Origin of the sequence: Streptomyces sp. NPDC046915 (genome assembly GCF_040644935.1) — a bacterium.
Classification (GTDB): domain Bacteria; phylum Actinomycetota; class Actinomycetes; order Streptomycetales; family Streptomycetaceae; genus Streptomyces.
In genome coordinates this window covers 96,479-121,179 of the sequence record NZ_JBEYXB010000010.1, presented here as the reverse complement: position 1 = coordinate 121,179, position 24,701 = coordinate 96,479, and the positions used below count along the sequence as shown (strand labels likewise).

Here is a 24,701-nt window from a genome sequence, read left to right as displayed (position 1 = left end):
TCCTGCTGGAAGGGTGCGGGACGCCGGGGCTGGCGGTGGGGGCGCGGCTCAGCGGGCGCGGGTGCCGCTGCGGGTGACCGGCGCGGCGGGAGCCGCGTGCGCGGTCCGGCCTGCGGCGCGGCTCGGCGCAGACGCGGTCCAGGCGCCGGGGAACCAGACGGCGGTGTACTGCTCGATGGCGTCACGCAGCCCGGTGGTGACGGCTCCCTCCCACGGGGGCCGGCCGGGGCGGTGGTACTTGTCGAAGGTGCCGTGCTGCTTGGTGTTCGGCCGGGTGTTGGTCGCTTCGTCGCGGCGGTGGAAGGTGCCGTGGTCGAGGAAGCTGAGGGCGACGGCATCGATCTCGCCGCGGTCCGGGTGGACGACCGCCAGGCGCAGGCCGCCGTAGGTGTCCGCGTGGATGGTGCCGGTGAAGTCGATCCGCAGCCGCAGCGGTACGCCGGGGACGGGGGCGGCGAAGTAGGTGTTGCCCACGACGGTGCTGTCGTGGAAGGGGAGGCACAGCTCGGCGAAGAACTCGGGGGCCTGTAGGGACAAGTGGGGTCTCCGGTAGGGGGCGGGCCGGGTCTATCGGCGTGGACCGGGCAGGGCCGGTCGGCTGGTGGTGCTCCAGCGCGGGACGCTGGCCGCGGGGAGCGCGGCCGGGCGGCGGGATGCGGCGGCCCGCGCCACTTCGAGCGGGGTGGGGGTCTGCGGTTCGGGCGGAAGGATCGGGGTGAGCTGGGCCATGCCCTTGATGTAGCTGAAGGTCGCCTTGCGCCACCGGGGCAGTGGAGCCGGATCGGCAACGCTCTGAGTGACGGCGGTGAGCAGTGCGACGGGAGTGTCAGTGCTGGCCGTCGCGTACCAGACGGGCCGGTCGATGGACTTGCCCGCCCACAGCTGCCAGCGGGCATCACGCGTCGTCAGCTCGGCCTCCGGATCGAGTTGGCCGGTGGTGAACTCCATGCCGGCGAGGCCGTCCGGGGACTGGACCGCGAACACGCCCCAGCGCGGGCGGTCGATCTCCCAGCCCTGTTTCAGGAGCGGGACGACAGCGAGGAAAGGGTCGTGGTCGTCGGTCCCGGAGACCGGCCGGGCGAGGTAGGCGTCCGGCCCCTGCTCGTACGCCGTGGCGAGGACTGTGGTGAACGCCTGGACGAACTCGGTGGGGACGCGGTCATTGAAACAGACGCCCCATGCCGGCGGGCCGAACGAGTCCTTGTAGGCGTTGATGCGCCAGAGCCCGTCGTCCTCGCCCTCGGGCAGGTAGCCCAGACGCACGCGCCGGTCGGGAGCGCTCACGTACACGTTGGAGTCCTCGTCGTACCGGAGGTCCCAGCCGAGGTCGAGCAGCGGGGTGAGGGCGGGGTCGCCGGTCCCGGTGGTGGAGGCGAGGTGGCGTGGGGAGACGTAGACGTCGCCGTCGAACTCGTTGGTGTCGGGCACGAAAGTCCAGGGGGTCGGGGCGGTGGTGGGTGACGCGGCACGAGTGTCAGACACGGTTGACCGGGGCGGGCAGCAACTGTTCTTCCAGGTCTGTGGGTTGGCCGGTGTAGTGCAGGGTGCGCAGGCCCAGCTCGGCGGCGGCCCGGCAGTTGTCTTCGCGGTCGTCGACGAACAGCACACGTGCTGGGTCGTCGACGCTGGTGGCGGCTAGGGCGTGTTCGTACGTGGCCGGATCGGGCTTGCAACGGCCCAGACGGGAGGAGTACAGGGCATCGTCCATCAGCTCGCGCCGCCAGACGGTGGCGTCCAGGACGTCGCTCAGGAAGTGCGGGGCGTTGGAGAGCAGCACCGTGGGCAGCCGCCTCGCGGCCCGGGCGCGGTACAGGATGTCAAGGACGCGCGGGTCCGTGCGGGTCCACATGGCGGTGTCGGCGGCCCGCAGGGTGCGCAGCCACCGCGGGCCGGGGTGGTGTCCGAGGACCTTGGCCCAGTAGGCCAGATCACTCAGCTCCCCGGCGTCGTAGGCGTTCCGGGGAGCCCAGAAAGCGTCCTGGAACGAGGGCAGGTGCCGGTCGGGCCACTCGGCGAGGTCGGCGAGACGGGTCCACATGGCAGGCGTGGGTTGCAGGCCCGGAACCCCGTTGTAGTCGAGGATCAGGGCGTCCACGCCGGTCGGGGAGGCGGAGGTGCGGGTCAAGAGGTCGTTTTCTCCAGGGCTTTGGGTGCGAGCACGGCGACGCTTGCGGCGAGGAGGGCGGGCAGCAGCAGCGCGTGCGGCAGCGCGGTGACGGTGGCGAGAGCGCCGATGAGGGCAGGGCCGACGAGCAGGCCGGCGTAGCCGGTGACCGCGACCGTGGCCACGGCCCGGGGGCCGCCAGTACCGGCGGCGGTGATCAGGCTGGGGATCGTGACGGACAGGCCCAGGCCAAAGGCAGCCCAGCCGAGGAGGGCAAAGACGATGGTGGAGCACGCCAGTCCGGTGGCGAGGCCGAGCGCGGCCAAAGCGGCTCCGACGCGCACGACGGCGTCCGCGCCGAAGCGGGCGGTGAGCCGGTCTCCGGCGAGACGGCCTGCGGCCATGGCGGCGCTGTAGCAGCCGTACGCCGCAGCGCTGGTCGCGGCCGTCGCGCCGAGGTCATGCAGGTGGACGGAGGCCCAGTCGGCAGCGGCTCCTTCACCCAGCAGCGTGGCAGCAGCAAGCGCACCCAGCAGCCACAATGGGCACCGGGACGATCCCCTCTGCTCGTCCAAGCCCGGTGCAGCACCGTGGTGGACGGGCTCGAGGGCAGGGCTGGCGACGGTGCGGGTGAGCCGCGTGGTCACGACTGCCGCCGCAGCGGCGCAAGCTGCCACCGCGGCAAACAGAACGACGTGTGATGTGTGAGCGGTGGCCATGGCAAGCGCGGCACCAAGGAGGGCACCGAGGCTGTAACTGGCATGCAGCCGACCCATGATGGGGCGGCCGTGTGCGTCCTGGCAGCGGACCGCCGCGGCATTGACTGCGACATCAAGAACGCCGTGCGCGACGCCGAAGACGAACGCCGCCGCCAAGAGGCTCTCCAGACTGTGGCAGCCCCCGAGGACGGCAAGACCAGCGGCAAGGGCAATGCCGCCGCCGGTCAGCAACACGGGCAGACGGGCCGGGCGAGCGAGGCGTCCACCCGCCTGAAGTCCGGCAACCATGCCGACGGCGGCGGCCAGCAGGACCAGGGCAAGCCCCGAGGTACTCGCCTCGGCGGCGTTCTGAACTGCGGGCATACACGCGCCCCAGATGGCCATCACCACACCCAGGCCCACGAAGTATCCGGTCAGCAGGCGGCGGCTGCGCACCAGATCGGGCGCCGCGGTCTGCCTCACGCGGCGTACTCCCCGGTGGTCGGGGCCACTGGACCAACCAGTCTGGGGACGCCGGCATCCAGTTCGACGCCTTCGCGGCCCAGACGCCGAACAGCCCTCTCGCCACCTGGACCCTCTGGGCCGGCCCCAGCATCGACTGCCCCACCTGGACCGTCACGGCTTCTCCCTACACCCCCAGCTCACTGCTGGCCGACCTCGCCGAGGACCTCGCCCACGGAACCGCCACCCACCAGCCCAACGCAGCAAGGCACCAGCGCTGCACACGACTTGGCACCACGCCACCGGCATTGCGGCCGGCAACGGCTGCCCACACGAGCAGCCGAACCCTTTGACGCTCGAGCGATGCCTCCAGGGTCCTTCAACGAATGTCCAGCGCGTCACATGAGGCCCGGCTACCACGCCAAGGGGCACGCCCCGGCGGGAAACCGGGGGCGCACGCCAACAGCGCGAGGGATCATGCCGGCGGATTGAGACCCGCTGGATTGACCTCCCTGACGCCGAGCCCACCAACCCGGAAGCGAACGACGAGCGTGGTCTCGGCTATGGCGTGCGGCGGGTCGGCAGAGGGCAGACCAACGTGAACAGGAGCTTGTGGTTGAGACTTCGAGATCTCCGCCAACGACAGGGGAGCTTTGTGCGTTGCAAGTATCGAGCTCGTCACTACATCAGTGGTCTCGGTGAAAGAGCTCAGTTTGCCTTGGGACTCCCGATCGCTGGTGCTGCAGAGGCAGACTTACGGGGATTACCTGGAGCAGGCCCAGCGACCTCAGAATGCGTCCGGTGTCAGCTCCGTCGATGATCATGTAAGAACGGGAGCGCCGGGCGTCGTGAGCGTAGGCGTCCATCATGCCAACCACGCTCGGCTTGATCTGATGACAGTGCTGCAGAACGAGTAGCTCCGCGGGCTCGGTGAACAGCCGGTCGATTTGGTCGCCGTTCTTGCCCAGGGCCCTGACGTCCATGGCGCGAGGGTAGCCGGGTCCCTTGAACAGCCAGGCAGCCGAAACCTGGCGCCCACGGACGAACACTCGTGATGTGTACAGATCGGAGCGCTCGCCACCCCAGTCTTTCGGAACGTACGACTCGCCAATCAGCTGGGCGAAGGCGCGTTTCACCACATCCTCCGGCACGCGCAGGACCGCCTCACCCTCGGCCTCGGTGATGGGGGATGCGAAGTCGATCCCGCTGAACTGGCTGATATCGCTGGGGTACACCCGCGCTCCCGGCACCGACCCCCCGGCGGCGGGGTCGTCATCGACGAACGACCTGATGCCGATGAAGACCGGCCTGACCTCAATTTGCCCTGCGCTGAGATTGGTGACCGTTCCGATCAGGTAGGCCCGCCTGTTCCCGGCGAGGCTGCCGGTCGCGGACGAGCTGGCGGCTCTTGCCGAGTTGAATGTGCCGGTGACGCGCACCGGCTCGCCCGCATCGAGCACCGCCGTAAAGCTGACCGGCTTGAAGCCTGGGGCATCGTGGTCCCGGCTCCGCTGGAACGCAAATTCCAGCTCAGCGCCGACGACCTGCCCTGTGCGCAGGTCCTGCTCCAGGACGCACCTCGCCAGCTCGCCAACTCCCAGCGAGGAGAGCGCTTCGGCAAGTTCCGTGGCAAGCACGTAGGGCAACGCTGCCTCGGGCTCGCTCCTGCGGGCAGCCCGCGCCCGCGCGGACTCCGTCCGCTGCTCACCAAGGAGTGACTGAACCTGGTCCTGGTGCAGGTAGTACGGCTCTAGCGCGATGCGCGTCATCGACAACGTGATCCTTTTAGCTGGGGCGAACCAGGCTCAATGCCTGGCAACGCTGGGACGGCGTGGAAACGCTCAAGGGATGTCCTTGAGCAGGCTAAGGAACTCGTCTACGTCCTGCGGTCGGTCGGTCGGCTTGTGGCGGGTCGCCTCCTCTACTACTGCTCGCCATGGTCCGCGTGCGGGTAGCAGCGGGAGATTCTGCTCTGGACGCTCCCCGGTCAGGATGGCTGCGATGAGCCGTCCGATGCTGTAGATGTCGGCAGCAGCCGCCACGTTATGGGGGTTTCCGGACGACAGCTCCGGCGCGGCGAATCCCTCGGACCCGAAACCGGTGCCGGTCCGAGTTCGGCGCGGAACGCTAGTCTCCCCTCGGGGGTGACGGCCAAGCCCCCAATCTGCCACGACCCACTTGCCGTTGAGGAGCAGAACGTTTGCTGGCTTGATGTCGCGGTGGATCCGGTCGTCGGCATGTGGACGGCGCAGTCCTTCACAGACCGCCGTGACGAGGTCCCGGAGGGCTCCGGCATCCCTCTGCAAACGTTCTGCGTGGCTGGCGGCGCTGCCGTTCGCAAGCGGCATGACGAACCACCGCCCGTCGGGGTCAGAGTCAAGCACAGGCATGACGTTCGGGTGCTCTCCGTAGAGGTGCCCGATGGAGATCTCGCGGCCCATGCGGTGCATAGAGTCCTCATCGCCGTAGCGGAGCTGTTTCATAGCGACGGGGATACGGGTGTGCCTGTGCACGCCGCCGTAGACCGCTCCCTGGCCGCCCTCAGCGAGCGGCTCCTGATCCCTGTCGTAGTCCGCCTTCGTTCCGCGCTTGAGCCACCGCACAGCGGCCCACGGCGCGGCCTCGCCCGTGCCGGTCATGGTCTCGTCGGGGAGAAGGGCACGGGCGGCCTCGATGACGTGGTCACGATAGGCCCCGTCCCGTTGCGCTCTGAGGATGGCCACCAGTGGGCCGGCAGCCGGAAAGGAAGCAAGCTCGACAGCGAGACGACGTGCCTCGTCGCCCTGAGCGGCCCTCCGGGCGGCGCGCTGGCTGGTGTGCTCTTGCCGGGCCGCATGCAGGTCAGGATGAGGCACCCAGCCGCGGGGTGGCAGGACCACGCGGGCGTCGCGGAAGTCGCATTCGAGGACGATGCACCCGTTGCGCGCGAGCTCTGTGGTTATGGCCTCGGCACGGACGCCGAACGTGGTCACGGCGGATTGCCATCGGCGGGGGCCGTTGGTGGCGAAGGCCCACTGGCTGTCGGTCAGGCCATGCGGGCGGTGCGGTGCCGGGAAGCCTTCCGGTTCCAGAGTGACGCGCGTGATCTTCGGATTGCCGTTGCGGTCGGTGCTGTAGTTGCCGTCGGGCAGGGGGACGGCGTACGTGGTGAGGCCGGGATAGACGCTGAGGTGGCGCATCGCAAAGCCGCGCGGGCGGGAGCGGGCGGTCATGCCAGCTCACGGTACTCGTTGCCGGTCAGCCAGGTACGGAGCAATTCGACACGCGGGGCGTGCTCGTCATAGCCGACGACGACGGGCTGCTCGTTGTACGGGCTAGAGTCTGAGCTGCGGCGCAGCTTGACGTACTCGCCACAGGCGTCGATGGCATAGGACTCCATATCGTCTTGCAGTGCCCCAACGACGGTGATGCCGCTCTCCCTGCCAATCTGCCCGAGCAGGGCGACTGCCTCGCGGCGGTGCTGCTTACCGAGGTTGCGGCCGAGCTCGTCCAGAACGAGGACTAGCGGACGGCCCGTGCCGCTTGCGGCTGCGGCAGCGCACACGAGCTTGATCGCCCGATCATCGATCTGTGCAGTGTTGGCCCGCCGGTCGTAGGGGATGTGCCGCCGTCCCTCGGCGCGTCGCCACGTCGGTGCAACATTCCAGCCCCAGTCCTCGGTGGGATCGACCGGCGGCGGAGGTTCGTCGTACTGCAGCGAGGCCCCGTACCCACCGTAGGTCTTGTCGAGCCGGTCGAACTGGGCTGCGACGTCGGCCAGCTTCTTCTTGATAGCGGAGCTGAGCGCCCCTCGGTACGCCCGGCTGGCCTGAACCGCCTCCTCGTGGCCGATCCGCGCGGCGCCAAGGCTCTCGTGGCGTTCCCTGCGCTGAATGGCGATTTGCTGGCGCTCGTACTGGTCGGTGCCTTCCAGGTGGCGCAAGTAGACGTGGAGTGCGTGACGCAGCGGAGCGAAGGCGGCCTGGGCCCGCTGGCTGCTGCCGGCTCCGCGCTGGTTGAACTCTTCCAACAGCCCAGTAATCTCCGTCGGCATGCTGTTAGAAGCGGTGGGAGGGAAGCACTCTGATATCGCGCTGCGGATCAGGTCTCTGGCTTCCTCCCACCAGTCGCCAGCCGTCCAGGACTGCTGGTTGTCCGGCAGAGCGAGCAGGTGCTCGCTGGCAGAGTCGAGGGTGCCATCCCATTGTGCGGTCAGTTCCGGAAGGCCGAGCTGCGATTGTTCCTTCTTGAGGTTCTCCCGCTTCTCTCGCCGTGCCTTATTTGTGTCATCGAGGGTGGACTTCTGATGTTGCAGAGATTCGATCTGCTTCTGACGGACACCTTCCAGTCGGAGCACCTCGTCCCGCTCGAAGACTGCAGCAGCGAGCGCCGGGACGAGTTTCGCTCGCTCGTTCCGGATGGCATGATCCCTCTTCCGCAGGCTGCCAATCTGGACATCCAGTTGGCTTGCCTCAACTGCGGCTCTTGCGCCCTTCTGGCGGCGCTCAGCGGCGGTGACTTGCTGACCGGCAGCTTTCCATCGCTCTTCGGCCTGCTGATGGCTTTCGGATTCTTGGCGAACCCGCTCCCGTGCGGCAGCGATGCGGGCGGCACGGCCGGTCACGGGCCTAGGGAACCCGCCAATGATCACAACACCCGCGTCGTCGTGGACCCGGTCAGGGTCGGCGCGGGTAGTGACTCGCGCGTCAAGGGCTGCGAGGAAGCCGCTCAAGTCGTATTGCGGGTCGGCGTTGCTCGGGAGGCCAACGCGCCCCGCACTTGTAGTGAGATTGGCGGCGATCAAGGTCGAGCCGGGTACACCCGCCAAAAGTACGCTGGCCCTGTCGAGATCGCCGGAGTCCACGACAGCCGCCTCACGATACGGCCAGAGGACTGGCTCCCACTTCGGCCTCTGCTGGGCGTTGAGGACAACTGCGTCGAGCAGGCAGATGCCGCCAATTCCCTCGGCTGCGAGGACGTCGATCTGCTGCCGGGCCAGATCCCTGCCGCTCTCCGCGTCCCGCAGGCTTGTTTCGGCGTCGGAGAGCGCCTTCTCCGCCACTCCAACTGCCTTGACCGCCTCTTCCAGTTTAGTGTCCGCATCGGCGCGTTCCCGGTTGGCGGTTGGCTCGTCACGGCCGTCAGCATCACGGGCTGATTCCCTGGCTGCGCGCAACCGACGGTCCGTCTCCTCGATCTGGTGTTCCAACGTTGCAATCTGGTTGCCCAGCTCACGGTCATCGCCGTCGAGCCTGTCGAACGTGCTCATCGCGGCCTGCTGCCGTCGTGTGAATGCCTTGTCATCGGCCAGCTCCGCCACCTGACCGATCAGCTCTTGTGCCGTGCGGCTGGTCTTCTCAATCTCGGTATCAATCCCAGCAACCTCGGCCTGGATTTCGACGTTGCGCTGGAGGGCATCGCACAGCAGCCGTGCCGTGCGCGACCGCCAGCGGTCGGCAGCTTCCGCGACTCGCCCACGCGCTTGGTCCCGGGCGTCGATACCGCCCTCGATGACCTGGGCACTTTCCTCCCAAGTGGCAAGGTCAGACTCAGCGTCGTTGGCCTTCTGGAGGAGGTCGTGCTCGTGGCGGCGTGCCTGGCGTTCCTTCTCTAGCTCGCGATCGATCCCGGTGAGTGCAGCGATCGCCTCGAAGATCCGCCGCTTGGAGATCTCGTTCAGCGGCTGGGCGAGCAGGTTCGGTGCGGCGCTGGCCCGCACTGACGTCGACAGGAACGACACACACCGCACGTGCTCCCCGTAGAGGGTGCGCGGGAGATCACGGGCCGCCACATCCTGCCGCCTAGCCCGCAGGGGCAGGGTCTGCCAAACCGAGTCAGCGGACTGCTCCCGTTCGGCCTCGCTGTCCCCAACGGGTAGATGCAGGCCGTCTTGCCAGCGTAGCTTCAGTCGGGGCCCTTTCTGGCTGCTGCGGTCGATTCGGATCCACACGGTCAGGGCGCTGGCCTGAAGCTGATCAAGGGTCCCGGCGGCGGGAGCGAACACACCGATGACGTACCCATGGTCGGCATTACCCCAACGGTCTTCACCGCCGGCGTCCTCGGAGTTGAACAACAGGTCGACCGCGGCGGGCGCGCCGGAGCCGAATCGCCACTGCTCATCGGCATGGAGCAAGCTGATCTGGGCCAGCAGCGACGACTTCCCCGCCCCATTGGAGTCCTTCGGCCCCTGCCCGGCCACGGCGATGAGGGTGCCAGCGGCAATCGGAACAGGATGCGTGGACAGCCTGGAGACTCGCACGCTCTGCAGGCCGACCAGGACACGGTCACCGACGATGTCCTCTTCTTGGGGCGTGCTGCCGCTCATGAACCGCTCCTCGGGGAGATTGTCACTTCTGGGGGCGGGCCAAGCTCCGGCGGACCATGATCGCCGTTGCGAGCGCGGTATCCGGGCCTACGGCCAGGATTAGGTTCTCCTGCAGACGCTGGCGCGCGGCGGGAGTGAGCCGACGTAACGCCGGCCCAGGGACGTAGGAGGCGCCAGCTGTCTCGGGATCGGAGCCGCGCACCGCACGGACCAACCCGGCCGCGCGCAGCCACTGCAGGGCATCGGACAGGCGCCGCTGCCCGTGAACCTGCGATAGCTTCCGCAGGCGGGTCGGTGTGGTCGGATGGGGTGATTGCCAGTCATCCCCGACCAGGCGCCCCTCTGCCCGAGGGATGGCGACCGAGTGGATCAGCACCAATATCAGCGCGGCCCGCTCCAGCCGCGGCAATATCCCCCAGCCCTTCGCCACGAGTTCCGCGGCGATGTCGTCCCGGTACCCCGATGTCCACAGGTAGGTGCCCGCGTGGACGAGCGTGCGGCCGGTCCTGTGCAGCATCTGGTCAAGCAGGTGGCGCAGCGCCGCGTCCCGAAGTGCGGGCAGCGCGGCCTCACTGGCGGGCTCGCTGCCGTACTCAAGCGCGGCCCAGGCCGAGACCAGCGCGTCGCGCTGCTTATCGCCGAGCGGCTGGAGCAGATCATCGAACAAGCCGCTCATCGGTCTGGCTCCTGGTCAGACCGCGGGAGCGGCAGCTCCCGGCGCAACTCCCGCAGCGCCGCAAGGTCCTGCTCCGGCCAGGTAGCCACCCGGGGGCCAAGGCAGACCCTCTGCACCTCATCATCGACGTCCAGCCACCGGCTAGCATGCAGCCGTCGGAGCGCTCCCATTCCGAGGCGGTGCAGCACCTCTTCCCCGCGTCCCGGAATGAGCTGGTCTACTACATCCAGCACCTCGCGCGTCGTCGACGGCTGTCCCGGCCACGGGCTTGTCTGGACGTCGGCCCAGCAGCAGCGCAGCGCCGCGGCTAGGACCCGGCTTGTCTCGTTTGGGAACTCCACTGGGAGCACCTGCATCCGCAGCTCGCGCAGCACGGCAGGCGTCACGTCGTCGGGCGGGCGGGGCAGCAGCCAGCAGCGCTCACCACCTCGCTCCACTAGTCGCAGCATGCCTGCGGGGGTTCTGGTCGCTGACGGCATGCGCAGCGGGCCTTCGGCTCGCGCCCTCGCCCACCAGAGCGCCGCCTCCGCACTAGTCACATGGGCCTCCGCTCTCGCTCGAACACGCCAGGAGTAAGCCAGGACGGCACGCTGCCCGCCCGTACCTGGACCGGGCCAGACCATGTCAGCCGGTAGCCGAGCCGGTCGTTGTTGCTCGCGGCAACTAGGTCGGCCAGCATGCGGCGCGCCGTCACCCAGTCCACGCCCGACAGCAACTGCTCGACCGCAACAGAGTCCCGGCCACTGAGTACCTCTTCGGCGACTCCCGCCAGTCGCTCGGCCTCCGCGTCTGACCGTTCCTGGGAGGGCTGCTCATCGCCATCGGGAACCCGGGAACGCGGCGGCGTCGAACGGCTGCCGCTCGGCTGCGACCTACCAGCAACGGCCTCCGCCAGGTCGGCGACATCGTGCCACGGGGAAGGCGCGTCGAAGACTTGATCAGCCAGGACCTCCGCGAGCTCATCCACAGTTGCCCGCCCCGCAAAGCGCTTCCACATCTCGGGCGATAGCAGGTTCAGCGCTCTCGTGGTCCCCGCTGCGGTCATCAGGCGTGCCGACGCGTTCGTCGAAGCATCTTCGTAGGCTGCGATCGCCGATCGCAGCTCCCCGCACATGCGGCTGAGCTCCGGCCAGAACTCCAGCAAGATCTCATGCACCGCAGACGCTTGGTCGATGAGCGACTTCGCGTTCCACAGCAGCGGCGCGCGCTCCCGCAGCGCCTCCACGGTGCCGCCGACGGTCAGCGCCACAAGCTCGGCGACGAGGAGCCGGAGCGCGGTGGTTATTCCGACGACAACCTCAAGGGCTTCCTCGGGTGTACCCTGCCCGCCCTCCAGCCTGATCTTCTCCATCGTCAGAAGCTGGTGCAATTCCGACTGCCCCCCACGGGCCAGCATCCGCTGAACGAACAGCATCGACACGTAGCTAGTGAACGAGGCCCGATACTCACGCTGGTAGGGCTTATCAAACGCGGGCTGAATCGCTCCAAGCTTCCGCAGCACGCCCAGCCGGTTGTCGATCACCTCGTCCGGGAAGGCGGAGCATGCCGCCCTGATCTGCTCAGCTGTCAGCCCGTCCTCACCTGCGCGGGCAAACGCAGCAAACAGCGTGTCCGCCAGTTGGAACAGAGCCGCGTCATCGATCGCCGCGTTCGCCTGGCGTGCAAGGACAGCGACAATCTGCTCGAACACAGAAACGACGGCCTGCTCGGCCGCCACTGTCTCCAGTCCAAACTGCTCGTCCACCACTGAACCGTTCCTGGTTGTGTCCTGACTCTAGGGTTGGGGTTCCAGCTGCGTTTTCGCCTGATTGAGGTAGAACTCAGATTCGTAGTTGACGGTGACGTACTTGTACAGGGGAAGCTGGCTCTCCAGGCTGATCTCGTCGCCCCCAGTCCCACCCATAGCACGTAGGGTAGCCGAGCTGATGGGAGGGGCGCGGGTAGATGGCGATCACGGTCATGCCCAGGGGCGTGGTCAACGTCGAGGCCGTGGTGCTCAATCCAGCCAGGGTCGGCGCACACACGTGATCGTCGTTGCAAGCTCCCACCACACCAGCACACTCTGGTCGGCCTGGCATACCTGCGCTGGCAAAACGTCCTCGGCCAGTTCGCCGCTGGATTTGGCATCTCCGTCAACACGGCCCACGCCGGCCGCGATCCGCGTAATCTCAGGATGAACCAACGTAGGTGGTCGCGCCCGGGCCGGCCTTCGAAGCAAACCGACGTCAGTGCGAGAGCCGGGCATCCACGAGTAAGCGCACGATGAGCACTGCGTCCCGAAGTCACTCGACGAGTTTGGCCGGGGCCTGACTCCGGGCGCTTGGCCCTGCCCCGGCACATCGGCTGGGCCCGCACAGCGAGTACGACCTAGTCGACGCACCGTCGACTGATCCGCATCGGCCGGCGCGGTCGGTACGGCTTCAGTCCTCTCCGGTCCCCCTGTTGCTCCACCGCCACTGCCTGCCCCCTACGTCAGAGGGCACGACCGCCACCACATCCACAGCAGCCTAGTCCCGCACCTCCGCACGTCACAGGCGCGATGGACAGTTACGCCGCCGCGTAGCTCGAGCGGAAGAGGTCCACAGCCCGCTCCACATCCCGCTCGGAGCGCAGCTGCACCTCCAAGTCGCCCATACCGGGGTGGCCGACCTCCGTCACATCCCGGGTGAAGCCGGGAATGTGGTCGACCTCCCTGGGGTCGGCCTTGAGATAGACGAGGAGCTTGGTCTTCTGCGGCGGGCAGACGCAGGCGAAGTTCCGCAGGGGCTGATATGCCCGGTACTGCTTGCGCCGCACCCGGCTGACGCCATCTCCGAGGCCGAGCAGCTCCTCATCGACTGCCTCGGCCAGCTCCGCGAGCGCCCCGCCCTGCCCGCGAACAGGCGGCAGACCCGCCGATCCCCGGCGAACCCGCCCGACTGCTGGCGTCAGGCCGGTGACGGAAGCCACGGTCTCAAGGCCGATCAGGTCCGTGCCCAAGAACCGGTAGCGGACCAGATCTATGCTGCGCCGGTGCTCGCGTACGGCGTGCGCGTCATAGCGGGTGAAGTCGCCGGCGACGCAGATCAGCCGGGGTGCGCTCCACAGGACCTGGGACGCGGCCGAAACCCCGAGCCGGTCCCGGACCAGGTGCTGGAAGGCGTCCTTGTGAGCCATGAGCCACGACATGTAATAGAGGCCCTGGTTGATCACGCCTTCTCTGAACTGGGCGGTACGGTCCAGTGCACCAACCTCATGCCCTTCGGGCCCCGTGCCGCGTGAGGGCCTGCCTCACTCGTTCATAGGCTCTGTGCGGTATAGGACCGGCCGGTCCTGCACCTTGACCAGTAGGCCGCTGCTCGCGAGATCGCGGAGGATCTGTCGCGTGTGCTTTTCCTCTGGCTCATGACCGGCGTCGCGCAGTGCGGTAAGCGCGCGCTGGGTGTCCCATAGGCCGCGAAGCGCGCGGATCGCTTCCTCCAGACTGACGCGCTGGCTCGGTCGGTGATCACTCACGGGTAACCCCTCAATGTCAGGCGCTGTGCGTCTCGTGGTCGCTGCGCAGGCAGGCGGCGTACGCGCCTGCCTGCGCCGTGTGTTACACGGCGACCATGGAAAGCCAGCCGACATGGCGGAAAACGGGCACCACGCGTAGGTAGGTGAAGGCGATCACGGGTGTCTCATCGTCCTCGGCTGGGAAGGACAAGGCGTGCTGGATGCGTATATCGTCCTGCGGATCATCCACGTCGCACCCTGGAACGTCGACACGGCCGCCCGCCGAGTGCAGAGCAACGCCCGGACGCGCGGTCAGGTCACGCAACTGCTGGAGACCGTACTTGGCTGCCAGCTGAGCTGTGGTAAGGGACTTCTTGATCCTAGGGCGTTCTCCGTCCACCCAGGCCGGGAAGGCCATGATGCGCAGGGTGGTTGTATTTCCCGGCGCGCGAGCTATGCCGACGCGGAGCCGGTTGTGCAGGTTAGATAGCGCCGCGGGGATCTCGGGGACGACCGTGGGCTGGTAGAGCACGAGATCTCGTTCGCCGTTGTCCCAGCGGGTGTCGTGCACTGTCAACAACGGGCGGCCGGGAAGGCGTAGTTCCCACTCAACGGCCGGGCCCTTCGCTGGGACCCCAGTGCAAGCCGTACCCGGCTTCTCCTGCAGGGAGGTGCCGCGCTCCAGAGTGAGATCGTCCACGAGTCTCATGATCTGTGATCCACCTCCGCGTATGACAAAATATGCCCGGTGATGTGCGTCGAGCGCATAGAACGTACCGCTTGCGGGGTTGATACGGCAGGAGAACGATCAAAGTCCACGTGCCGCGGATCTCCTGCTGTTGCAGCCGATTTGGCACTGCAAGTGACCTTGGACAGGTTCGTCGTGCGGAACTTCAGCACCCAGCGAAGTCGGGGGCCCATGTGAGTAGGATCCCGCTGGTCTCCGCGAGTGACGTCCACCTGGGGTCGGTCGGCTGTTTCTCCAGTACCAGGACGGGACGCACTCGACCGCATGTCCTCGCCAGTTGAAGTTGATGGGCATAGTCGAGGACCTGTCCGATCCCTAGTCGAATCTGCTGGTCTTCGCTTGCGCCAGTCAAACTCTTGACCTCGGCGATGAAGACATCGTCGCCGCGTGACCAGCCCGCGTCGAAGCGGGGAGCGTTGCGAGCGTGTCCGCGGAGTTCGACGTGCTGGCGTGCCAGGTGCTCGATGAGTGCCGCGATAGTCGACTCGTGTGCTTCCGTGCCCTTGTCAAGGTGGGCAAGGTCGAGCGCCAATGCACCAGGCTCGTGGCGACCGACTCTGTGTTGCTGAAGGGGGCCGCCCAAGATCCCGTCTCCAGTCTGAGGAAGGACAAGGACGTGGTCGTCGACGCCGTGCGCCCGTTGCAGCTCTCGGCAGCGCGCGGGATGTCCGTCGATCAGGTCAGCGAAGCCATCCCCGTCCACGACGCATACGTGGTATCCCCGGTCGCGTTCCCATGCGGCGCGCACGAGCTTCTTGCTGTACTCGCGGTGTGGGTCGGTCACGGCCTGGCTGGCGAGATCGCCATGTACGAAGACTGTGATCTTGCGGGAGAAGTCCGACTTCCAGCTTGCGCCGAGCTGTTGGGCTATCGCCTCACAGTCCTTTCGGACGGTCCATTCGCCATCGATGAGCACTTTGCCCGTGAAACAGAGTGTCTGACCACTGAGCGAGTGAACCCAGCCATCGCAGAGTTTGCCGTCCATGAGACCCCCCTCTATGTCCTCGCCGTATCTTGCCGCATGGCGGCACCAAGGTGTGCGGGCTTCGGACGGCCGTCATGAGGATGGTGTCCTGCTGACGGGAATGCCGAGGTCGACGGCGACGCGGGATGGACGCCGTTCGAGTTGGGTGAGCTTCTCCTCTGGTGTTGCGGATCTTCGCAAGGATGGGATCAAGCCGCCTCCCGAAGGCCGGCATCCAAAATGCGGGCCGCCTTGGTGATGCTTCCAGGCATCAGATGCCGGTAGGTGCGATACGTCTCCTCGATGGACTTGTGGCCCATCCATTCCGCCACATCGGTGATCGGTATCCCGTGGCCGAGCGCGTTCGAGGCAAAGTAGTGCCTGAAGCCGTACATCCCGACACCGTCCTCCGCGGGAAGGTCCTTGAAGAGCTTCTGCACCCGTCGGCGTTCCATCGGCTCCGTGTAGTACCCACTGGGGCCACGCAGCAAATAACCCTCCTTCGTGGTCCCATGCTTCTCCTCATATCGCTCCATCGTTTCCCGTACCGAGCGCGGCAGCGGAACCTCCCTGAACTCACCTGCTTTGCGGTGCTTCAGCTTCGCCGGCTTGTGCGTGTTGGAGTGGATCTGTTCGTGCACCCGGTAGACGTCGTCCGCTACAACATTGTTGACGTTCACCGCCCTGGCCTCGCCGTTTCGCAGCCCACAACCCGCCATCATGACGATCTCGAGCGCAAGATACTCATCGGCGACGGCCAGCGCCTTCTTCACATAGACGAGGGACGGGATGACCACCTTCTCCCGGACGTATTCCGGTTCCTGGATGCCCTTCACAGGGTCATCCGCCATGGCTCCCTTGCCATACGCGTCTCTCAGGACCGCCTTCAGGGTGCGGAATATGTTCACCTGGTTTCCGCGACCAACCCCGTCGCTCTCCAGTTCGTCCAAAAAGCGCTCGACCACGATCGGCGTGACAGAGTTCAGCTTCCGCGATCCGAGCCGGGGAACGATGTGTACATTGATCGAGCTGTCAACGTGCTCGCCGGTGGAATACTCAGTCATCTTGCGTTGCCGGGGACGCCACTGCTTCGCGTATTCCTCGACCGTCTGCTGACCGAGTTCTCGGCGAGCCTCGGCAACGGATGGCGCCGTCCGTTTTTTCTCCGCGTAGAGCTGCGTGAGGCGTTCGATCGCGTCGTCCTGTGTGGTGTAGCCGCCCTCCTCGCGCTGCGTGCCCAGGGCGTCCCTGAACCGAATCGTGTACGGGTGCGAGCAACGGGTCGGCTTGGCACAGTCGCAGTCCTTGAAGAAGGACCCCATGCCGCGGGCCAGCTGTCGGGGCACGAATCAAACCTTCCGGGTTGGAGCTAGGGGCGACCCTGGCCGGGTCACTCCCCGGCCCAGAGGTCAGCAACGCCAGGACGCAGCCGCGTCCGATGCTGACTGTTTGCTGACCCCAGCCCGGCAATCATGCCTCTGACCTGCGGAAATGACCAAGCGTTAGATCTTGTTAATCAAAGTTCGCAGCACTTTAGACTCCTTAAAAGACGGCTCCCCGCCAACTTTCTGCAGGTCAGGGGCGTCCCTCACTGTACATCGGCATGCCTTCAGCTCGATGACCTCCAGGAAAATCGTGCGTTGCTGTGACCAGGCTTGCCGCCTGCGTATTTCTGCGCCAGCAGGCTGCCGCGAAGCCACCGACCGGGCGCACGCGCGAGGAGCCGTACGGGACTGATGCTGAGTGGATGCTGACTTACCTGACGTTTCATCAGACATGTCGAGAGTCCGCGACATCGGGCCTGCTCGGGGGTTAATTCGATCCCGGCTCGCAGGCGAGTGCGAGAGCGGGAAGGGAGAGAGCCGACCAGCACGCTCCCCCACCACACGATCGAGCGCTTCCGCGTCATTTCCCCTCTTCGCCATGCCCAAGGCGCAGGGACAGTCGAGAGCTGGTCGCCACCGCCGTCCTGCACGGCCGCGTGCACGGCCCACCCTGCGGCAAGACCGTCCGGGCGGTGCTGACGACGCCGGTCGAAGCATGACGCACACGGCTTCGCCCTCGCCCCGTCGCGGGCGCCGGAAGGGCTACCCACTCACCGCCGGTAACGCCAGATCTGCCGCAACCGCAGAGCCTCCACGGCCCGATGAGTCTCGAGCTCCGCATCAGGGACGGGCTCCCGGCCGAGGCCGAGGCGCACCTGGCGATAGAGCCGGTGCGGGGCGGCTACGGAATTGTCGACCAGTGTGGACAGGAGCGGCTCGTCAGCCGGTGTGCCCCGATCCACCACGACAAGCAACGCGACCTGGTCGTCGGGGTGCAGGAACGGGAGCTGCCCACCCGCCCGAAGCCGGAGGTCGCCCCAGCTCAGAGGAGTGCCGTCGGCGCGGGCCAGTTCTTCGAGGATGTCGCGGACCGTGGGGGCCAGCTTCTCGATCCTCTCGGCCGGCAGGCGGTCGTCTTGCGGTGGCTCGGCGGTGCGTCCCGTCCGCGCCGATGTGTTCCGCGAGGCGGCGGCCGCCTGGGCGGAGCGCTCGGCGGACCTTCGGTCCTCCAGCCTGCTCTGCCACCGCTCGACGAGCTTGGTTTCCGCGGCGGGCAGTGGTCGGGCGAGCTGATCGCGATGTTTCCCGATCTCGTCGAGCAGCCGCAGCAGGTCCTGGGTGGGCCGGTGCCCATGGGTCCGGTCCAGTTCACCGAGCAGGCGTCGGATCTTCCTGAGGTTCGGATCCTTCTTCTCGACCGGCTTCGGTTCAAGAGCCTTGGCCGGTTTCAGGTCGGGAGCGACGGCCCGACGCTCCGCCCTGGCCGGGGTGACGGTAATGGGGCGGCCGATCAGACCGATGAGGAGGTCCAGGACGCGGTCGCCCTCTCCTAGCCAGTCACGGAGGGCCCTCCTCTGGGAGCGGACTTCTTCGTACCGGCGGAGATGCTCTTCTCCTTGCCGAATCGCCTGTGCCAGGCGCTGGGCTCGCGTCCCCTTCGTCCGGGCCTGGGTCCTCGACGCCTCCTCCAGCTTCTCCCTCATCTCCGCGCGTCTTCGGTGTGCCTGGTCCACGTCGCTTCCGAACGGTGCCCGCTCCCCGGCGGCCGGCCGCTTCGCAGCGGACGGCGGAGCGACCAACGCGCGTGCCCTCCGGTGTCCGTACGCCTCGTGCGTCTTCCTGGTCTCGGCCGCCGCCCACTGTTGCAGGGCGAACTCCGAGGCCGGTTCGGCGGCTCCGAGGCGGCTCAGCACCTGGCCCAGATACCAAAGGGGCCTGCCCATGTGGGTGACGACAAGGACGCTCAGCAGCGGGTGATCGGGCACCCGCGGCCTGTCCACCTCGACCAGCAGTTCCTGGCGCCCGGTGTTCGGCAGGTCGTGGACCCACCTGCCTAGCCTCTTGGCCAGATCGCTCCACGTGATCGTGGCACCCTTCGCCGCGACTTCCTCCAGCACCTTCCTGAGCTCGTCGGCCGCCTTCCCCTGTGCGGTCTCCGGCGCCTTGGGCCCGCCGGGCGCGCATTCGGTGAGGGGGGTCCGCTCACAAGCACTGGAGGCGCGGGCCGCCGGAACGTACTTCTCGTCGAGCGCGACGCTGGGACGCCACAACCCGGTGCGCTCCGCCTCCAGGCCGTTGAGCCGTACCAGGGCATCGGCGCGGACCGCCCACGAGGAGCCGCCTCCCTCGACGACGTCGGTGACCAGCAGCCGGACCGAACCCGCGAGCTGGTAGACGTACTGGTCCGTGGGAGGCGGCACGGTGTCGGGCAGGGACAGGTGGGCCCGGACGATGCGGCTTCCCGCCGGCTTGACGAAGCCAGGAATCAGGCGCCTGCCAGGCACATCCAACGGCGACGAGGCCAGGGGTGCCGCTTCCGTGTCCACCGCGAACACGACCTGTCCGCGGGGAAGGGCCACGCTGCCGGGAAACGGCTCGCGGCCGATGCCGTCGTCGCAGATCGCCCCCTCGGCACGCAGCTCCTCGAGCGCGGGCGTGACGAGGCCACTCTCGGTCATCCGGCAGTGCTCCAGCGGAACCCAGGGCGTCTTCTTCCCGTCGGTCGCGGTGCCGATGAACACGCGACGGTCATTGGCCTCGGTCTCGCACCGCACGAGGAGGGCGTATCCGCGACGCGCCATCATGTCGCGAGCGAGCGCGTCATCCCGGCCGAACACCCACTCGATACGGCCTTCCTTCGCGCCCAGACTGTCCGCCGCCTTGCGCCAGCTCCGGTAGTCCTCCGAGTGGAGCTCGAACCGGAGATGCGTTCTCGTGCGAGGCAGCCGAAAGTCCACGGCATCGCCGTGGCAGTGCCCGAAGCTGCGCAGTTCACCCTGGGCCGCGTACCCCTGTCCGGCCAACCAGCGAGTGACATGGGTTTTGACGAACAGGTGGTCGGCGCCGTCCGCGCTGTGGCTGGTTCGGTGGCACTCCCCGCGGGCGGGGTCGGCTTCGTGGGCGAAGTGACAGACCCTCGTCACATACCGTTTGGGACGCAGCGGTTCCCCGCAGCCGCCGAGCAGCGTGCCGCACCAGAAGTCGTCCCTCCCGAACTGACGGAGGAACTCATCTAAGTTATGCGGTTGTTCAGGAAGAATCACCGGCTGGTCCGAGTCACGGCCTCCGATGACCGCGGTCTGGATGAGGCGGGTGTCGATCTGCCCCAACTCGGGATCCTCCGATGAAGACGTGAGACGACCATCTCGAGAGACAAAGGGGTGAGACAAATTCTGACACGCGTCCAGCGACAGCACCACATGCCCTGCATGCGAAAAAACCTGGTCCGGGCAGAAGCTCAAGCACTCGGAAGTCCCCCGCCCCTGAACACCGCGCGCCCGCTCCGCGCGGAGCCGTTCACAGCTGGAGCGGTGGTGCCGATGATCATCCGATGAGGGTGCGCAGGGCCGGACGGCTGCCGCCGGCGCTGAACACACGCGCGATGGCAGCCGCCGCGACCGGGGTGAGCGGTCCACCGGAGACCTCGCCCACGGCAGCGCCTTCACCCCGATACGCCCTCGCCTACGCGCCGCCGGTGCACACGGGCCCGGTCGTGTCGGCGGCGTTCTCCCGGGCCCGGCCGGCTGCTGGCCACGGCCAGCCGGGACAGGACCGTGCGGCTGTGGGATCCCGCGACCGGGCTGCCGGTCGGCGAACCGCTCGACGGGCACACCGATCAGGTCTGGTCGGTCGCCTTCTCCCCCGACGGGGGCCTGCTCGCCACCGCCGGTCACGACAACACCATGCGCGTCAACGGCCATGGTGGGCCTCGCACACCGGCACCGCCACCGTGGCCAACTCCGCTCTACGGCAGTCGAGCACGCCCTCTCGCAGGGACACCACGTGCCGCTGCCCGCCCTCCGCCGCCAGCAAGCGAGCCTCTTTCTGGCGCCCGTCGTCAGCGACATGAAGGGGCCCCACGCTGACCACTGGAGCCGGGTGGAAAAACGTTGATTTCCGGGGATGGGCCACTCACTCGCTGTGCCAACAGCCCGGCGTGCGCGTCAGTAGTCGTCCTCCAGTGCCGCACGCACCCCGTCGAGCGTCGTGTGCAGATCGGGCATCGACAGTCCTCCCCGGGGCCCGTGGGATTCGGACGACGTGAACAGGTTCTGCCCCTCGATGAACCCGTTGGCCTCGTACCACTGCCGCTTCCGTTCCCAGCCGGCCCGGTAGTCGTCGCGGTCGAGCATCCCGAGGTGCTCCCACACGATGGTGTCCCCGTCATCAGTGGTGAAGGTGAAATCGGGAAGCCGGTAACCGCCGGTGAATTCACCCGGAAGTTTCCGCTCGTACGCGAAGGGGACCCCTTCGTGCTCCAGCAGGTTTGCGATGATCAGCTCGCTCTTGCTCCGCACGTACAGTCCGCCGCTCGTGCGGTGGATGAGGTGGTCGGCGAACGGCACGCCGAGGTCGGCTCGGCGGACCGCGTCGGAGAAGACGTTGGTGTTGCGCCGTGCGGTCTCCGAGCGGTCCGGAGCGGCGAGGGAGAGCAGACCTGCTGTGTCGGTCCCCTCGACGAGAAGCACGAGCCGGGTCTTGGCACGGGTCAGCGCCGTGTAGAGCAATTCCCGGCTCATCAAGCGGCCCGTGGCGGGGACCACGACAATCACTGTGTCGAACTCGCTGCCCTGTGCTTTGTGGACCGTCAGGGCATAGGCGAGTTCGAGAGCGCCGCCACCGGACCTCGGCACGTCCCTCGAGCTGAAGTCGAACCGCACCTGCTCACGGTCGGCGAACGCGACCGACAGGCTTCGCTGCCCTCTTCTCGGGCTGACCAGCCCAACCTCTCCGTTGGCCAGGTAAGTCGGTCGCGTGCGCTGGTTGCGGCCGTGGTCGTAGCCGGTGCGTTCGCCGTTCTGCAGCAGGATGACCTTGTCCCTGTCCACGATCTCTTCGGGGCCGAGCGTGCGACCCCATCGGCGGGCCCGGTCGAGTTCCGATCCTCTGAATGTCCGTTGCAGCAGCCGGTTGAGTTCGTGCACTCCGTGCGGCCCCATACGTACTGGCGACAACACCTGGAACTTGTGGGCGCCACTGTGGTCGTCGAAGGGCACCCAGCCCTCGGAGGTCAGGCCGAGTGCCTTGTTGAATCCTTCGATGTCCTGCGGCCCGCTGAGGTCGAGGGCGTCCACGAGGGTCTTCAAGACCGCCGCATCCAGCTCCTCGGCCGTGTTCCAGTACCGGATGACCAGATCGCTACCCGCCCCTGCGCCGCCGCCGACCGTTGTGTCCGCCGGTGCCGAGACGGTCCCGTACTCTGCTGGGCCGGTGCCCCCCGGCGCAAGCTCGGACAGGATGTCGTCGGCGTCCACCCGCTGCTGCTCGGCCGTGTACCAAGAGGCAAGCCGCAGTGCAGCGCTCGGCGCACCGGCCGCCGTGCGCAGCTCGACCGTCAGTCGGGCCAGCGCACCGGCCCGCGCGGCCACCGTCCGGTCAGGGTCGCTTCCGCGCTCTTCGCACGCGCGCACCGTCTCGTCGGCCGCCTCAAGGTAGGAAACCAAGTCGGCGAACGGGCGACCTGGACCAATGGGTGGCAGCTGGTTCGGGTCCCCCACCAGAATGAGCCGTTTGGTGCCACCCAGATCGAGTGCCTCCAGACACGCACGCAAGTCGTCCTCGCTCAGCATCGAGCACTCGTCGATGACGACTGTCCCGTACCCGGTGGCCACACCTGCCGTCGGCACTGCGGCTGTACCCTTCGGCGGGGAGAACAACGGCCGCTGTCGCAAGCCGTCGTACCGGTTGTGCTGGTGAAGGAACTGCGCCACTGTGTAGGCCCTGGTGCCGGTCTTCTGTGCCAGGCGGACCGTGGCCTTGCCGGTCGGAGCGAGGAAGAGCATGCCGCCGGATTGCAGGTACCGGCTCCGCTGGAGAGCACCGAGCACGGTGGTCTTACCCGTACCGGCGCGTCCGACCAGCACGGCGAGACGCCGCGTCGTGATCCTTTCGAGCGCGGCGGCCTGCTCCGCCAACGCCGTCCGAGCCCGCTCGTCGCCATCGGCGACGGTGACCTCTTGCTCCGCAAGCCGAGCCCGGAGCAGCGCAGTCCAGTCCTCTCCGGTGCTGGGCACAGGTTTGCCCGCCCGTTTTCCGAGGACCCTCGCCAAGTACTTCGCGGTCTCACCGCGGTTGGTCAGTTGCACTGCCGGCAACGATGCCCCGCCGTCTGGATCGGCGAGGAGGTCCAGGACCTGCACCTCCTCGGCGAGGACATCCCTGTTGCCCTCGAGCCAGTGGACGGGGACTACCGGCGGCCGCCCCACCCGCAGACCCGCGAGGCGGGTGACCGCTTCGTCGGCGGACAGAAGCGTGTCGCCGTCCTCCGCGGCCCGGCGCAGAACGTCGACCAGACCCGCGCGAACCCGCCGTGGGTCCAGAGTGTCACCGAAGGGCGGTGTGCACGTCGGCAACGGGTGCTTGACGCTGATGGTGTCGTCCGGGAAGACACCAAGATCGATGGTGCTGAGCGGCACCGGCGGATCGTTCTGATCTCCGAGGTCTGCCTCGCTGATCCGGTAGGGGTTGGCCAGGAGAGTGGGGTCATCGATAGGAGTGAGCGTCGCTCGGTTCCGCTCTTCTGCCCTGAACCAGCGAGCAGCGGCCTCCAGCGTAAGGTCGAATCGGGACAGAAGATGAAGGAGGTCCCGCTTGGCCGGGTTTGATGCCACATGGCGCCATGTGCCTCTGGCGTTGCGGAGTGGCGCGTCGTAGGCCGGGCTGGGGGGCTTTGCGCGGCCCTCGAGGAGCGCCCCGAGCAGTGGCCACGGGTTCTCGTCCGATGCCAGCGTCCCCGAGGCCCGAAGCTCCCGTACCAGGCTGCTTCCCAGCCGCAGACCCAACGCTTCCAGCGCCGCGCCGGCGCCCGGGAAAACGCCTCGATCGGTCCACGCCTCGGCGATGCGCTCGTTCAGCCAGTCCTCGCGTGCCTCCCATGGGCCCGGCGCGATGCCATGGGCGCGGATCGCCCGGACCGCTTCCTGGCAGCGAACAAGCGTGGCGAGCGCGACATCCGGACCTGCCAGCTCGGCGCCGTACGAGAAGGCGTTGACATGCGCGTTGTCGACCCCCACGGCGACTTCGGAGAGCAGAGCACGTCGCCGGGCGTCCTCGGCCGGATCACCCGTCGAAGCCAGGTAGGCATGGTAGGGCAGCAGCAGGCCCTCTTCGCCTTGGGGACGGATGGAGTGACTGACCAGCCTGTCCCAGGCCGGGTAAGGGCTGTCGACAAGCCGACCGTCAACTCCGCGTTGCGGGAACGGCAGCAGGCGACCGACGTCTGTCACCCTACCCACGCCAACTACCAGTCGAGGGATGTGGTCACCGAGGGGATGGCCGGACTTCGTATAGAACAACGCGAGTGACCTGCCACGCGTGACCTGACCGAAGACATGATCGAGCAGCGCCTGCTGACGCGGACCGGAGAAAACCCAGGGTGTGGGAAAGGGCGCGTGGCCCTCCGGCGGCAGCAAGCCTTCCGGCAGACGCTCATCGATGCGGCTCTGCCGCTCCTTCAACATCCACGAGAACGGCGTGGCGAACGTCGAGAACGGCGGCACAAGCACCTTGGCCGTCCGGAGCGCGCCGTGTGTGCCCTTGGCCTGCTCCACGGTGGTGTACGGATGGTCGATGTACCGGGTCCATGGCCGCGGGTTCATGAAGAGGCCGGACTCTGCCTGACACGGGGGCATCGCCTCCGCCGACAGAGTGGACACGTCCCTCCCGGCGTGCGCATCCTCAGCGGCGTCGTCTCGCTCGACCCGGATCCGCTGCAGGTCGGTGCAGTA

17 protein-coding genes and 3 pseudogenes are annotated in these 24,701 nt (G+C 67.5%); 4 read left to right on the top strand and 16 right to left on the bottom strand.

The features are described from left to right. Positions 1 to 48: 48 nt before the first annotated feature. From ABZ915_RS25910 to ABZ915_RS25895, 4 genes are read right to left on the bottom strand one after another with little or no spacing between them, the layout of a single operon-like run. Entirely contained in the window at positions 49 to 537 is a 489-nt protein-coding gene (locus ABZ915_RS25910) for a hypothetical protein (protein WP_361807686.1), read from the bottom strand. Positions 538 to 567: 30 nt separating this feature from the next. Continuing rightward, positions 568 to 1,428, bottom strand: coding sequence for a DUF317 domain-containing protein (locus tag ABZ915_RS25905; RefSeq protein WP_361807683.1), 861 nt, complete (start codon positions 1,426 to 1,428; stop codon positions 568 to 570). Between the two features lie 46 nt (positions 1,429 to 1,474). Beyond that, complete coding sequence (locus tag ABZ915_RS25900) at positions 1,475 to 2,125, bottom strand: HAD family phosphatase (RefSeq protein ID WP_361807680.1); 651 nt, start codon at positions 2,123 to 2,125, stop codon at positions 1,475 to 1,477. Continuing rightward, a complete protein-coding gene (locus tag ABZ915_RS25895) occupies positions 2,122 to 3,285 on the bottom strand; it encodes an MFS transporter (protein WP_361807677.1) in 1,164 nt (387 codons plus the stop codon). Before ABZ915_RS25895 ends, ABZ915_RS25900 begins: the two co-directional genes overlap by 4 nt. On the opposite strand from ABZ915_RS25895, the gene ABZ915_RS25890 reads away from it, so the two are divergent. Further along, on the top strand, positions 3,177 to 3,617 hold the full coding sequence (locus ABZ915_RS25890; protein ID WP_361808308.1) for a DUF317 domain-containing protein: 441 nt from the start codon (positions 3,177 to 3,179) through the stop codon (positions 3,615 to 3,617). The two genes, ABZ915_RS25895 and ABZ915_RS25890, sit on opposite strands and share 109 nt — an antisense overlap. 333 nt (positions 3,618 to 3,950) lie before the next feature. Here the strand turns inward: ABZ915_RS25890 and ABZ915_RS25885 are convergent, their stop codons facing one another. From ABZ915_RS25885 to ABZ915_RS25860, 6 genes are all read right to left on the bottom strand, one after another. Beyond that, entirely contained in the window at positions 3,951 to 5,033 is a 1,083-nt protein-coding gene (locus ABZ915_RS25885) for a hypothetical protein (RefSeq protein WP_361807674.1), read from the bottom strand. Positions 5,034 to 5,105: 72 nt separating this feature from the next. After that, positions 5,106 to 6,476 carry a protein kinase gene (locus ABZ915_RS25880; protein WP_361807671.1) on the bottom strand — a complete coding sequence of 457 codons (1,371 nt, stop codon included), beginning with the start codon at positions 6,474 to 6,476 and terminating at the stop codon, positions 5,106 to 5,108. After that, a complete protein-coding gene (locus ABZ915_RS25875; RefSeq protein ID WP_361807668.1) occupies positions 6,473 to 9,568 on the bottom strand; it encodes a hypothetical protein in 3,096 nt (1,031 codons plus the stop codon). The genes ABZ915_RS25880 and ABZ915_RS25875 overlap by 4 nt, the downstream gene beginning before the upstream one ends. Positions 9,569 to 9,590: 22 nt before the next feature. Further along, on the bottom strand, positions 9,591 to 10,244 hold the full coding sequence (locus tag ABZ915_RS25870) for a hypothetical protein (protein WP_361807665.1): 654 nt from the start codon (positions 10,242 to 10,244) through the stop codon (positions 9,591 to 9,593). A gap of 535 nt (positions 10,245 to 10,779) precedes the next feature. Beyond that, positions 10,780 to 11,991 (bottom strand): hypothetical protein, encoded by a 1,212-nt coding sequence (locus ABZ915_RS25865; RefSeq protein ID WP_361807662.1) that lies wholly within the window; start codon positions 11,989 to 11,991, stop codon positions 10,780 to 10,782. A 27-nt stretch (positions 11,992 to 12,018) separates the two neighbouring features. Then, entirely contained in the window at positions 12,019 to 12,147 is a 129-nt protein-coding gene (locus ABZ915_RS25860) for a hypothetical protein (RefSeq protein WP_361807659.1), read from the bottom strand. Between the two features lie 123 nt (positions 12,148 to 12,270). Between ABZ915_RS25860 and ABZ915_RS25855 the strand changes: the two are divergent. Continuing rightward, a pseudogene (locus tag ABZ915_RS25855) lies at positions 12,271 to 12,393 on the top strand (transposase family protein); the annotation flags it as partial. 398 nt (positions 12,394 to 12,791) lie between these two features. Here ABZ915_RS25855 and ABZ915_RS25850 read toward each other — a convergent pair. The 5 genes and pseudogenes from ABZ915_RS25850 to ABZ915_RS25830 form a co-directional block, all read right to left on the bottom strand. Further along, positions 12,792 to 13,439 (bottom strand): annotated as a pseudogene (locus ABZ915_RS25850) (DUF5655 domain-containing protein); the annotation flags it as partial. Between the two features lie 382 nt (positions 13,440 to 13,821). Further along, complete coding sequence (locus tag ABZ915_RS25845) at positions 13,822 to 14,418, bottom strand: hypothetical protein (RefSeq protein ID WP_361807657.1); 597 nt, start codon at positions 14,416 to 14,418, stop codon at positions 13,822 to 13,824. Between the two features lie 193 nt (positions 14,419 to 14,611). Then, complete coding sequence (locus tag ABZ915_RS25840) at positions 14,612 to 15,451, bottom strand: hypothetical protein (protein ID WP_361807654.1); 840 nt, start codon at positions 15,449 to 15,451, stop codon at positions 14,612 to 14,614. Positions 15,452 to 15,639: 188 nt separating this feature from the next. Beyond that, positions 15,640 to 16,776, bottom strand: coding sequence for a tyrosine-type recombinase/integrase (locus ABZ915_RS25835; RefSeq protein WP_361807651.1), 1,137 nt, complete (start codon positions 16,774 to 16,776; stop codon positions 15,640 to 15,642). A gap of 749 nt (positions 16,777 to 17,525) precedes the next feature. After that, on the bottom strand, positions 17,526 to 20,174 hold the full coding sequence (locus ABZ915_RS25830; RefSeq protein ID WP_361807648.1) for a hypothetical protein: 2,649 nt from the start codon (positions 20,172 to 20,174) through the stop codon (positions 17,526 to 17,528). Between the two features lie 315 nt (positions 20,175 to 20,489). On the opposite strand from ABZ915_RS25830, the pseudogene ABZ915_RS25825 reads away from it, so the two are divergent. Beyond that, positions 20,490 to 20,543, top strand: a pseudogene (locus ABZ915_RS25825) (WD40 repeat domain-containing protein); the annotation flags it as partial. Beyond that, positions 20,529 to 20,840 carry a hypothetical protein gene (locus ABZ915_RS25820; protein WP_361807645.1) on the top strand — a complete coding sequence of 104 codons (312 nt, stop codon included), beginning with the start codon at positions 20,529 to 20,531 and terminating at the stop codon, positions 20,838 to 20,840. The pseudogene ABZ915_RS25825 and the gene ABZ915_RS25820, both read left to right, overlap by 15 nt. A gap of 78 nt (positions 20,841 to 20,918) precedes the next feature. Here ABZ915_RS25820 and ABZ915_RS25815 read toward each other — a convergent pair whose 3' ends face one another. After that, positions 20,919 to 24,629 (bottom strand): AAA family ATPase, encoded by a 3,711-nt coding sequence (locus ABZ915_RS25815; protein ID WP_361807642.1) that lies wholly within the window; start codon positions 24,627 to 24,629, stop codon positions 20,919 to 20,921. Positions 24,630 to 24,701 lie beyond the last annotated feature (72 nt).